Here is an 11,853-nt window from a genome sequence, read left to right on the forward strand (position 1 = left end):
GCAGTGCGCCGCTTTTTTGTGCCCGGAAGCCGCCCCGCCTGCCTAGACCGAGCGCTCGATGGCAAAACTGGCCAGTTGCTGCAGGGCGGTCTTGTGCTCGCCCTCCGGGAGGAAGGCCAGTTGCTCGCGGGCCTCATCCACGGCCGCGCGCGCGCGGTCCATGGTGTAGTCGAGGGAGCCGCAGGATTCGATTGCCGCCACAATTTCCTCCAGGCGCTCTGCACTGCGTTGCTCGATAGCGCCGCGCACCAGTGCTGCCTGCCCGGCGGTGCCGTTGGCCATGGCGTGGATCAGCGGCAGGGTGGGCTTGCCCTCTGCCAGGTCATCGCCGACATTCTTGCCCAGTTCCTCCGCATTGCCGCGGTAATCCAGCGCGTCGTCCACCAGCTGGAAGGCCAGGCCCAGGTGGCGACCGTAGAGTTTCAGGGCAGTCCGCTCCGCCGGTGCACACTGCGCAAGCACCGCTGCTGTCTCGCAGGCGGCCTCGAACAGGGCGCCGGTCTTCTTGTGGATCACGGTCAGGTAGTTCTCCTCGCTGACCGCCGGATCGCCCGCGTTCACCAGCTGTTGCACCTCACCCTCGGCGATGGTGTTGGTGGTCTCCGACAGGATTGCCATGATGTCCATGTCCTGCAGCGCGACCATCATCTGGAAGGCGCGGGAGTACAGGAAGTCTCCCACCAGTACTGCCGGGGCATTGCCCCACTTTGCGTTGGCGGTCAGCCGGCCCCGGCGCCGCTCCGAGGTGTCCACCACGTCGTCGTGCAGCAGGGTGGCGGTATGGATGAACTCGATGATCGCCGCCAGGTCAATATGGTCGCGACCGCTGTAGCCGGCCGCCCGGGCGCAGAGCAGGACCAGCAGGGGGCGAAGGCGCTTGCCACCGGCCTCGACCAGGTAGTGGCCGATGTTCTCCACCAGGGGCACGTCCGAGTGCAGTTGGTCGAGAATACGCTGGTTGACCGCGGCGAAATCGTCGGCGGCGACCCGGTGAAATGGCAACATGCAAGGCTTCCTTATACTTCTGAATGAGCTGGGCGGTCTGGGTGACGCAAGGTCCCGGCCGGAGGGGCGGGCGGCCGCCAGCCGGCAGGAGGGCAGCTATTGTATCAATGTCCCGAATTGATTAGAATCTGCGCCCCGCTTTGGCTGGCTCCCTGTAGCCGGCGGCGGGACAGGTTTTACTCAGATTGAATACACGGCGCAAGCTCCCGAAATGCGGGGCAGTGACCGGATGGTTTCGACCAATCCGGGACGTCAGCCCGCTGCTTCGTGTCGTCCATCCCGGAGCATAGAGATATGTACGCTGTTATTGAGAGCGGTGGTAAGCAGCACCGCGTGGAAGAGGGCGAAGTTCTTCGCCTGGAGAAGCTGGAAGTCGCCACCGGCGAATCCATCGATTTTGACAAGGTGCTGATGGTTGTCGACGGTGACAGCATCAACATCGGCGCTCCGCTGGTCGACGGCGCCAAGGTAACTGCTGAAGTGGTAAACCACGGCCGCGGCGAAAAGGTGAAGATCATCAAGTTCCGCCGTCGCAAGCACTCCATGAAGCGTCAGGGCCACCGTCAGTGGTACACCGAAGTTAAAATCACTGGCATCAAGGCATAAGCAGAGGAGTAACGACTCATGGCACACAAGAAAGCTGGCGGTAGTACGCGCAACGGTCGCGATTCCGAAAGTAAACGCCTGGGCGTGAAGCGCTTTGGCGGCCAGTCTGTACTGGCAGGCAACATCATCGTGCGTCAGCGCGGCACCAGGTTCCACGCCGGTGTCAACGTTGGCATGGGCAAGGACCACACCCTGTTCGCTACCGCGGACGGCGTCGTGAAGTTCGAGGTGAAGGGCCCCAACAACCGCAAGTACGTTTCCATCGAAACTGCCTGAGCGATTGTCTGACCCGATCCGAAAAGCCCCGCCCTGAGCGGGGCTTTTTCGTTGTACGGCTGGTTCCCCGTGCCGCTGGGCCGCCGGAACCCGTCCCGCAGGTTACACTGCGATTGAGAGAAGCAACCGCTGCGGCGGTGGAGAGAGCATGAAATTTGTCGATGAGGCGCCCATCTACGTCAAGGCCGGTAATGGTGGCAACGGCTGCCTGAGTTTCCGGCGGGAAAAATTTGTCGAAAAGGGCGGGCCCGACGGCGGTGACGGCGGGGATGGCGGTTCGGTCTACCTGGAGGCCGACGAGTCCCTCAATACCCTGGTGGACTATCGTTACCAGCCCCGCTACAGCGCGAGCAGCGGCGAGCCGGGGCGCGGCCGCAACTGTACCGGCGCCAAGGGCGAGGACCTGGTGCTCAAGGTGCCGGTGGGTACAACCATCATCGATGTGGATACCGGCGAGACCCTGGGCGATATGACTGCGGCTGGTGAGCGCCTGCTGGTGGCCCAGGGCGGTTGGCACGGCCTGGGCAACACCCGCTTCAAGTCCAGTACCAACCGTGCGCCGCGCCAGACCACCAAGGGGACCCCCGGCGACGAGCGCAACCTCAAGCTGGAGCTCAAGGTGCTTGCGGACGTGGGCATGCTGGGCCTGCCGAATGCCGGCAAGTCCACTTTTATCCGCGCCGTATCAGCTGCCAAACCCAAGGTGGCGAACTATCCATTTACCACCCTGGTTCCCAACCTGGGAGTGGTGAAGGTGCAGAAGCACCGCAGTTTCGTCATCGCCGACATCCCGGGCCTGATCGAGGGTGCGGCAGAGGGGGCCGGGCTCGGTATCCGCTTCCTCAAGCACCTCACCCGTTGCCGGGTGCTGCTGCACCTGGTGGACCTGGCCCCGTTTGACGGTTCCGACCCGGTGGAGAATGCCCGCGCGATCGAGGGCGAACTGGCATCCTTCAGTCCCACCCTGGCCGGGCGCGAGCGCTGGCTGGTGCTGAACAAGACCGACCTGGTGCCGGCAGGAGAGCTGGAGCAGCGCTGTAGCGAGATTGTGAATGCGCTGGGCTGGGAAGGGCCGGTGTTCCGGGTGGCGGCCATCCGCGGCGAGGGTACTGCGGAGCTGGCCGGGCGCCTGATGGACTACCTGGAAGAGCGTCGCGCGGCCGAGGAGGCGGACCCGGAGCTGGCCGAGGCCGAGCTGGAGGCGCAGCGACAGATGCAGCGCGAGGCGCGTGCGCGTATCGAGGAGGTGCGCGAGTCCCAGCGCGCGCGGCGGCGGGGCGACAAAGGCCAGGCTGGCGATGACGACGACTGGGACGACGATGACCATGACGTCGAGATAGAATACCGGCGTTGACCACTGCGACCGGTTCCACCGGTCATTGTAACTTCTCGCCGGCCCGCTGGGCCGGACCGGCGTGTCTGGCCCCTGCGGGCCGTGTCAGGGGGAGGGGAATCCGTGCAAGCTCGGCAAAAGCTCGCCGCCAGCCGGCGCTGGGTGATCAAGATAGGCAGCGCGCTGTTGACCGACAACGGCCGTGGGGTCAATCGCGAGGCAATTTCACGCTGGGCCGCCGAGATGGCCGGGCTGCGCGAAGCGGGCATTGAGGTCCTGCTGGTGTCCTCTGGCGCCGTGGCCGCCGGCATGGATCGTCTGGGCTGGCGCCGCCGGCCGGAGTCCATCCACCAGCTGCAGGCGGCCGCCGCCGTCGGCCAGAGCCACCTGGTGCAGGTTTACGAGCAGGCCTTTGGCCACTTCGGCTGCCCCACGGCGCAGATCCTGCTCGATCACGACGACCTCTCCAATCGCACCCGCTACCTCAATGCGCGCAGCACCCTGCGCACGCTGCTCTCCCTGGGGGCGGTACCCATCGTCAATGAGAACGACACTGTGGTCACCGACGAGATTCGCTTCGGTGACAACGACACCCTGGCGGCGCTTGTGGCCAACCTGGTGGAGGCGGACGCGCTGCTGATCCTCACCGATGCCGATGGCCTCTTCACGGAGGATCCGCGCGATAACCCGGCCGCGACACTGATCCACGAGGCATCCGCCGCCGATCCCTCCCTGGCCGCCATGGCCGGGGGCTCCCGTAGCGGCCTGGGTCGCGGCGGCATGAGCACCAAGGTGCGCGCGGCACAGCTGGCGGCCCGCTCCGGGGCGGCTACGGTCATTGCCGGCGGCGCTGTGGACGGTGTCATCCGGCGCGTCTGTGCCGGCGAGCAGCTGGGTACCCTTTTGCAGCCGGACGCCGACCCGATGACTGCCCGCAAGCGCTGGCTGGCGGGCCAGCTGCAGCTGCGCGGCAGCCTGTTCCTGGACCCCGGGGCCGAGAGAGCCCTGCGGGACCAGGGCAAGAGCCTGTTGGCCGTGGGGGTAACCGGCGTGGAGGGGCGCTTCCATCGCGGTGAGCTGGTGGCCTGCCGCAATGGGGCGGGCGAAGAGGTGGCGCGGGGGCTGGTGAACTACGACAGTGCCGAGGTGGCCAGGATAGTCGGCCAGCCGTCAGAGCGGTTTGCCGAGTTGCTGGGGTATCGGGATGACGATGAGCTCATTCATCGCGACAACCTTATCCTGCAGGGCCGGTAGGGGCCTGCCCGGCGGTGGGTCGCCATGGGGCTGTGTGGTCCGGAAACAAAAAAGCCCCGCTATTGCGGGGCTTTTTTGTATTCGCTGAAGGCGAGATCAGGCAGCCAGGGCCTTGATCTGGGCGTTCAGGCGGCTCTTGTGACGAGCGGCCTTATTCTTGTGAATAATGCCCTTGTCGGCCATGCGGTCGATGACCGGCACTGCTTCTGCGTAGGCGGTCTTGGCTTTTTCCGCATCACCTGCATCGATGGCTGCAACTACCTTCTTGATGTAGGTGCGCACCATGGAGCGCAGGCTGGCGTTGTGATTGCGGCGCTTGTCGTTCTGGCGCGCGCGTTTCTTCGCTTGAGGTGAGTTGGCCACCGGTTGCTCCTGTTGGAATCTCTGAAAATCTGTTACTAACGGGCCGGGGCCCGATCGGGACGCGACATTATCCCCACCGTTGGTTGTTTGTCAACCGGTTCTCCGCGACCCGCGGGTGTTGTGCCGTCAGCTGTTTTGCCCCTCCCGGCGGCCGCTGGCGCCGCCGGGATTCACGGGCAGGTGCAGGGTAAAGACCACCCCGCTGCCATCGGGCCGATCGGCGGCCTCCAGCCGGCCACCGTGAAAGTCGGCAATCAGCCGTGCAATGTGTAGCCCCAGCCCCAGGTGTCCGGCCCGGCCAGCGTCCTCCCGCACTGAAACCAGTGAGTCGAAAAGCTTGTGGGTGAAGCCCCGGGGTAGCAGGGGGCCGTCGTTACTCACCGATATCCGATAGCCGGACGCCACCCGTTCGAGCCGCAGCCGGATCTCGCTGTCCTCGGGGGCAAAGCTGACGGCGTTGTCCGCCAGCTTGTCCAGCAACTGGGCCAGCAGCTCCGGTGCGCCACAGTAGGCTTGCGGCCCGTGCGGGCGGTCCAGGGTGAAGCGGTATCCCGGGTGGGCGTCGCGGTAGCTCTCGGCCAGTACCTGCAGCAGGTCCGCCAGGTCGAATTCCTCCCGGTTGCGTTCGGCGGGCTCCTCCTCGGCACGGCGGATGCTGGCCTCCAGGTGGCTGGCGGCGGCGAGGCTGTTGAGGATGCCGGACAGCCGGCTGCTGCCCTCCAGCGCGCGTTCGGCGTAGCGCCGGCTGTCGGGGTCCAGCTCGCCGGCGCTGAGGTTGTCCAGCGAACCGCGCACCACCGCCAGCGGTGTGCGCAGCTCGTGCGAGAGCTTGCTGGCCAGGGTGCGCAGGTACTGGTGGTACTGGTCCAGCTCCTGCAGCAGGCTGGCGAAGGCGCGGTTCAGCGCGCCCAGCTCGTCGTTCATCCGTGCCCTGGGGAAATCCCCCCGCAGCCGTCCGCTGGCATCCACCGCGTTGCGGGCCGCGCGATGCAGGCGGCGAATCCGCCACGACAGCCAGCTCGCATAACCCAGCAACAGCAGCAGGGCGCCGCCGGCCGCGGCGGAGGAAACCAGCCATAGCTGGTAGGCGGCGGACTGTGTCAGTTCCTGCAGCGAATCGCCGGATTGCAGGGCGATGACGCGTCCCAGTAACGGGCGCTCGACGATAGCGTCGGCGCGGGTAATTACCGGCACGCTGGCGGCGCCGATACGGGTCTCCCGCGGGCCGCGGTACCACTGCTGTACGGTCTCGCGGCCCCGTGCCAGGGCTGGGCCCAGCCCGCCCGCAGGTATGCTAGGCAGGGGGCTGCCGGCCAGCAACTGCCGGTGAACCCAGTTGCGCAGCCAGTGCTGGCGCGCGAGCGCCTCGCCGCTGTCCCGGGCGCCGGTGCTGGCGAGGCGGTAACCCTCCTGGTCGACCACCACCAGCTGCAGGTGTGGCCGGGCGAAGTGTTCCAGCTCTTCCTGCAATGCGGGCAGCGGCTGCACCAGGCGGCCCGGGCGGCCGTCTGCCGGCAGCGTGCTGGCGCGCCTCTCCGGTGGCCCGCCGTCACTGGTCGCGCGATCGATCACGGCAATGGCGAATTCGCCGTCGGTGAGCCCGTAGGGCAAGACCAGTTCCAGCTGGTAGCCGTCTGCAGAAGTGGTCCAGCGACCGCGCAGGCGCAGATCGCGCCGGGCTGCCCCGCGACGGGCGTCGCGCCACACGGCGCTGGCGTTACCCTGGCTGGCCACGGGCAGGGTGTAGTGGCGCCCGCCGGTATGGATCTCCACGGCGTCGCCACTGGCTACCAGGCCGGTGCGGGGGTCGTGGTAGGCAGGGCTGTCATCGGCCACGGTGAGCAGCAGGTAAACGCGATCGCCGGCACGGCCCATGGTCACCTGGGCCAGGGGCTGGCCGTCTGCCCCGCTGAGCTCGCGCGGCGGCAGTCGCCACGCGCGCCAGTCGTCGCCGTACCCATCCAGCAGGGGTGGCTGCGGCAGCGGGTGCAGGTAGAACTGGGCCCCGGGCGGGCGGCCCGGACGAGCGGTATCCGGGGCGATCAGCCGGGGGGCGCTGGCGAGGCGTGCGGCCACGGCGCTGGCCGTTGCCTCCAGGGCCTGCATCTGGCCCTGGGACAGGGCGCTGTCCACCTGGCGTAGGTACTGGCAGCCGGCCCACGGCAGTGCCAGGGCGAACAGGCTGACCAGCAGCAGTTGGCGGCGCAGTTTCACAGTCGGGGCTCCAGTGGCGGCAGTCGTGGCGGGCGCTCAGCAGCTCAGGGCTGCCAGCGGTAGCCCATGCCGTAGGCGGTGGCAATGGCATCAAAGGCCGGGTCCACGGCCTGGAACTTGCGCCGGATGCGCTTGACGTGGGAAGTGATGGTGTTGTCGTCGAGCACCACGCGGGCCGCCTCCATCAGCTGGCCGCGTGTCTTTACATGGCCGGGGCGCCGGGCCAGCGCGTGGATAATCCAGAACTCGGTCACCGTCAGGTCGATGGTCTCCCCCTTCCAGTGGCACTGCAGGCGTGAAATATCCAGCGACAGGTCGCCCTGGTTGAGCTGCTCGCCCTCGTCGGCCTGGTCGCGGAGCACACTGACGCGCCGCAGCAGGGCGCTGATGCGGGCCTGCATGTGCGGCAGGGATATATCCTTGGTCAGGTAATCGTCCGCCCCCAGCCGCAGGCCCGAAATGATGTCGAGTTCCGAATCCCGTGCAGTGAGGAACAGGATGGGCAGGGTCGGCGCCATCGCGCGCAGCTCCCGGCAGAGCTCGAAGCCGCCCTCGATCTCAGGTCCCAAGCCAACGTCGATCACCGCCAGGTCGGGAAGCCGCTGGCGGAAAGCCTCGATCGCCTCGGCGCGGGCGCTGTAGAGGTTGACCGCGTATCCGGTCCGGCGCAGGGCATCGCGGTAGTTCTCCGCGATGGCCCGCTCGTCTTCGACAATGGCGATGGTGGCTGTCATGCGGTTTCTGCTCGCTGGCTGGCTGATGGTGGTTGCGGCCCTGATCATGCCGTAAAGCGGCGCACATGCCAAAAAAGCGGGCCGCGTGGCCCGCAAGGTATGGAGAGGCTTGTCGGTCGGGAGGGCGGGGCGCCGGATGCGGCGCGGGCCTCAGAAGTGTCCTGCCACGGCGTCCGGCAGCTGGAAGTAGATATCCACCCGGCGCTCCATGGCGTAGGCGTCAGTGTCCCCCCGGGTCGCCTGGGAGTAAGTCGAGCCCATGGCGCGCCGGCTGATGCGCGCCGGGTCGATGCCCTGCTCCTGCAGTGCCCGCTGTACGCTCAGGGCGCGCTGGTCAGACAGTACGTTGTTGTAGCCGTCCGTGCCGCGGGGATCGGCACGTCCCTCGAGCTGGACCTGCAGGTCCGGGTGGCGACGCAGGAAGTCAGCCAGTGCGGCGACCTGCGCCAGCTGGCTCTCCTGCAGCCGGTCTTCACCGGTAGAGAACAGCAGCTGGAATTGAAGCGAATCCAGGGCAAGCGTGCTGGCGTCATTGGCTGACGTTCGTGCCGCGTCCAGTTGTTGCGCCAGGTCGCCCAGCTCGGCGCGGCTCGCGCTCAGTTGTGTTGCCAGCATGTCTGCCTCTTCTGCTTGTCTTATCTGTTCGCCGAGCCAGGCGCCGCCAAGCGCGCCGGCGATAAACCCGACCGGCCCGCCCACTGCAGCGCCCGCCACGGCGGCGCCGGTAAAGACAGTGGCCTGCTTGGCCGGAGTCAGCTTCGATCCCTCAGGTGCCTGCGGCTGCCCCTGTGCGCCAGTGGCGATCAGGGAGGCCAGGGTTACAGCCATCATTGCCTTTTTCATTGTCCTTTCTCCTTGCGATTGTCCAGTCTCGTCTCGGTTGTGGCCGCGCCCGTATGCGGCCGGTCGAGACTTATTGAACTATCGCAAGGAGGCACCGCCGTGGCAGTCACGTGGCCAATAGCGGTGCAATTGTGGCGAATTATGGCCGCGCCGGCGGATCAGCGATGCAGTCTTTTGTAGCGGTGATCCCGCGGCGTCTCGATGCGGACGCGCACGCGGGGAGGGCGGGGCCCAAGCACTACCGCGACATACAGCAAAACTGCCAGCGCAAGAGCAATAATCAAGGCGTTCAACGTCATCCGTCATCTCCTCGCGCTGTTTTTTCCTTGCAGCGCGCCACAATCTCACTTCGAGTATAGTTTGCCGTCACCGGACGGGTAGTAACATACAGACAATTCCACCCGCCCCAGCGCCGCAATGAATTGCGGTAGACTTGCCGGCCACGACACCCAGCCAACGCCAGGAGCCGACACTTGTCCCAGTCCAGCACCGATAACCAGCCCCCCAAGTCCGGCGCTGCCCGCCTGTTGCGGGGCAGCAGTGTGGTGGGCGGTGCAACCATGCTGTCCCGGGTCATGGGACTGGCGCGCGACATGGTGCTGGCTAGGTTCGCCGGTGCCGGCGACGCCGCCGATGCCTTTTTTGTTGCTTTCAAGATCCCCAATTTCTTTCGCCGCCTGTTCGCCGAGGGCGCCTTCGCCCAGGCGTTCGTGCCTGTGCTGGCGGAGTATCGCCAGAAGGGGGGGCTGGCTGCTGCGCGGGAGCTCAACGACCGCGTGGCCGGTGCGCTCGGCGGGGCGCTGCTGCTGTTTACCCTGTTCGGTGTGCTCTGCGCCCCGCTGATCACCGGGATTTTCGCGTTCGGGTGGTGGTGGGACGGCAGTGAGCGGGAAAAGTTCGCCCTGGCCAGCGATATGCTGCGGGTGACTTTCCCCTACCTGATGCTGATTTCGCTGGCCGGCTTCTCCGGTGCCATTCTCAACAGTTTCGACCGGTTTGCGGTGCCAGCGCTGACGCCGGTGTTCCTGAACCTGGTGCTGATCGCGGCAGCCACGGTGGCGAGCGGCTGGTTTGAGCCGCCCATTATGGCGCTGGCCTGGGGGGTGCTGGCCGCCGGCGTGGTGCAGCTGCTGTTCCAGCTGCCGTTCCTTGCGCGGCAGGGGCTGTTGCCGCGACCGCGCTGGGACTGGCACTACCCAGGGGTGCGCAAGATCCTGCGGCTGATGGCCCCGGCCATATTCGGCGTGTCCGTGACCCAGATCAGCCTGGTGCTGGATACGGTGCTGGCCTCTTTCCTGCCCACCGGCAGCGTGTCCTGGCTCTATTTTTCCGATCGCCTGACCGAGTTGCCCCTGGGGGTGTTCGGCGTGGCGGTGGGGACGGTGATCCTGCCGGCGTTGTCGCGGCACCATGCCGGCGGCGATCCGCGCCTGTTCCGGCATACGCTCGACTGGGCGCTGCGCAGTGTCACCCTGATCTCCCTGCCGGCGGCGCTGGCCCTTGTGGTGCTGGCCGAGCCGCTCCTGACCACGCTTTTCCAGTACGGTCGCATGGAGCCGCGGGACATGGAGATGGCGGCCTGGTCGCTGCGCGCCTATGCCCTGGGCCTGTTGTCCTTCATGTTAATCAAGGTGCTGGCGCCGGGCTATTTCGCCCGCCAGGACACCTACACCCCGGTGCGTTTCGGCCTTATCGCGATCAGTGCCAAGATGGTGCTCAGTCTCGCCTTCGTGTTGCCTCTGCATCACTATTTCCGCCTCGGTCATATGGGGCTGGCGCTGGCAACCGCGGCCCAGGCCGCCATCAATGCCTGGTTGTTGTACCGGGGGCTGCGCCAGGGTGATTTCTACCGCCCGGAGCCGGGCTGGCGCGGTTACCTGCTGCGCCTGGCCCTGGCCAGCCTGGCCATGATTGCCGTACTGGCAGTGGGCCTCTATTTCTGGCCGCAATGGGAAGACTGGAGCTGGTGGCAGCGGGGCTGGCGGATGGCGGTCATGGTCGGCGCCGGCGCCGGTACTTACGGGGTGATCCTGCTGCTGTCCGGCCTGCGCCCGCGGCACTTCCGCGCGATCAGCGACTGATCCCGGCCCGGCTGGCGGCGTCCGCGCCCACTGACCGGCCCCCGCGAATCCGGTATACTGCGGCGCTCGATTTTGTGACCATGGAGAGTGGAGCATTGGCCGCCGAGCGCGAACTGATCCGCGGGTTGCACAACCTGCTTCCCCGCCACCGGGGCTGTGTGGCCACCATCGGGTCTTTCGATGGTGTGCACCGCGGGCACCAGGCGATCATCGCGCAGCTGCGCCAGCGCGCGCGCGAGCGAAACCTGCCGTCGGTGGCCATCATCTTCGAGCCGCAGCCGCACGAGTTCTTTTCCGGTGAGAGGGCCCCGGCTCGGCTGATGCGCTTCAAGGAAAAGGTGCTGGCACTGTTCGATGCCGGTGTGGACCGGGTCCTGTGCCTGCAGTTCAACGAGCGACTGCGCAGTCTCAGCGCGGAAGCGTTTATCCGGCGTATTCTTGTGGATGGCCTGGGTATCGATCACCTGGTGGTGGGCGATGATTTCCGCTTCGGCTGTGATCGCAGTGGCGATTACAGGCTGCTGCAACAGGCCGGCGCCCTGCACGGGTTCTCGGTGGAAGACACCGCGACACTCGAGATCGAGGGGGAGCGGGTCAGCAGCACTCGCATCCGTGGCGCGCTGCAGGAGGGGGATTTTGCCCTGGCCGAGTCCTTGCTGGGCAAGCCCTACCGGATCACCGGGCGCGTCGCGCGGGGGCGGGCGCTGGGGCGCCAGCTGGGGGCGCCGACGGCCAATGTGCGCCTGCACCGGTATCGCTCTCCGTTAGTGGGCGTTTACACCGTGCGGGTGTCTGCCACCGATGGCGGCGAGCTCGCCCCCGGGCGCAGGCGCCTGGACGGGGTGGCCAACGTGGGCTTTCGCCCGACCGTGGAGGGCGAGGGCGCGCAGCCGCTGCTGGAGGTCAACCTGTTCGATTTCGAGGGAGATCTCTATGGCCGTGAGCTGGCAGTGGAGTTCTGCCACAAGTTGCGCGATGAGGAGAAATTCGAGTCGCTGGAGGCGCTGCGACAACAGATAGCCCGGGACATCCTCGATGCCCGCGCCTGGTTTGCCGAGCACCCCCGCGGGCTGGAATAACAGGGGCTGCAATATGCCCATTTGCCCTGGTATGGGCACTGGCCGTGGCGCTGTCGCCACCGCAA

At 66.7% G+C, this 11,853-nt stretch carries 11 protein-coding genes; 6 read left to right on the forward strand and 5 right to left on the reverse strand.

Features of this window, described 5'->3' with window-relative positions; genetic code table 11:
• Positions 1-42: 42 nt before the first annotated feature.
• Positions 43-1,005 (reverse strand): octaprenyl diphosphate synthase, encoded by a 963-nt coding sequence (ispB, locus tag BLT26_RS15780; protein ID WP_091516990.1) that lies wholly within the window; start codon positions 1,003-1,005, stop codon positions 43-45.
• Between the two features lie 294 nt (positions 1,006-1,299).
• On the opposite strand from ispB, the gene rplU reads away from it, so the two are divergent.
• The 4 genes from rplU to proB all read left to right on the forward strand — a co-directional run bounded on the left by rplU (position 1,300) and on the right by proB (position 4,474).
• Positions 1,300-1,611, forward strand: coding sequence for a 50S ribosomal protein L21 (rplU, locus tag BLT26_RS15785; protein ID WP_091516993.1), 312 nt, complete (start codon positions 1,300-1,302; stop codon positions 1,609-1,611).
• Positions 1,612-1,629: 18 nt separating this feature from the next.
• Positions 1,630-1,887 carry a 50S ribosomal protein L27 gene (gene rpmA / locus BLT26_RS15790; RefSeq protein WP_091516997.1) on the forward strand — a complete coding sequence of 86 codons (258 nt, stop codon included), beginning with the start codon at positions 1,630-1,632 and terminating at the stop codon, positions 1,885-1,887.
• Positions 1,888-2,035: 148 nt separating this feature from the next.
• Positions 2,036-3,241 (forward strand): Obg family GTPase CgtA, encoded by a 1,206-nt coding sequence (gene cgtA / locus BLT26_RS15795; RefSeq protein ID WP_091517000.1) that lies wholly within the window; start codon positions 2,036-2,038, stop codon positions 3,239-3,241.
• A gap of 102 nt (positions 3,242-3,343) precedes the next feature.
• Positions 3,344-4,474, forward strand: coding sequence for a glutamate 5-kinase (proB, locus tag BLT26_RS15800; protein WP_091517003.1), 1,131 nt, complete (start codon positions 3,344-3,346; stop codon positions 4,472-4,474).
• Between the two features lie 96 nt (positions 4,475-4,570).
• Here the strand turns inward: proB and rpsT are convergent, their stop codons facing one another.
• The 4 genes from rpsT to BLT26_RS15820 all read right to left on the reverse strand — a co-directional run bounded on the left by rpsT (position 4,571) and on the right by BLT26_RS15820 (position 8,628).
• The gene (rpsT, locus tag BLT26_RS15805) at positions 4,571-4,837 is read right to left on the reverse strand and encodes a 30S ribosomal protein S20 (protein WP_091517007.1); all 267 of its coding nucleotides are present in this window, start codon (positions 4,835-4,837) and stop codon (positions 4,571-4,573) included.
• Between the two features lie 126 nt (positions 4,838-4,963).
• On the reverse strand, positions 4,964-7,051 hold the full coding sequence (locus tag BLT26_RS15810) for an ATP-binding protein (RefSeq protein ID WP_091517011.1): 2,088 nt from the start codon (positions 7,049-7,051) through the stop codon (positions 4,964-4,966).
• A gap of 44 nt (positions 7,052-7,095) precedes the next feature.
• Positions 7,096-7,785 carry a proteobacterial dedicated sortase system response regulator gene (gene pdsR / locus BLT26_RS15815; RefSeq protein ID WP_091517019.1) on the reverse strand — a complete coding sequence of 230 codons (690 nt, stop codon included), beginning with the start codon at positions 7,783-7,785 and terminating at the stop codon, positions 7,096-7,098.
• Positions 7,786-7,935: 150 nt separating this feature from the next.
• On the reverse strand, positions 7,936-8,628 hold the full coding sequence (locus BLT26_RS15820; RefSeq protein ID WP_091517022.1) for an OmpA family protein: 693 nt from the start codon (positions 8,626-8,628) through the stop codon (positions 7,936-7,938).
• Between the two features lie 473 nt (positions 8,629-9,101).
• Here BLT26_RS15820 and murJ point away from each other — a divergent pair, with 473 nt between their 5' ends.
• A complete protein-coding gene (gene murJ / locus BLT26_RS15825; protein ID WP_091517025.1) occupies positions 9,102-10,709 on the forward strand; it encodes a murein biosynthesis integral membrane protein MurJ in 1,608 nt (535 codons plus the stop codon).
• 80 nt (positions 10,710-10,789) lie between these two features.
• The gene (gene ribF, locus BLT26_RS15830) at positions 10,790-11,788 is read left to right on the forward strand and encodes a bifunctional riboflavin kinase/FAD synthetase (RefSeq protein WP_091517028.1); all 999 of its coding nucleotides are present in this window, start codon (positions 10,790-10,792) and stop codon (positions 11,786-11,788) included.
• The last annotated feature ends 65 nt before the right edge of the window (positions 11,789-11,853 follow it).

The organism is Microbulbifer yueqingensis (assembly GCF_900100355.1).
Taxonomy (GTDB): domain Bacteria; phylum Pseudomonadota; class Gammaproteobacteria; order Pseudomonadales; family Cellvibrionaceae; genus Microbulbifer; species Microbulbifer yueqingensis.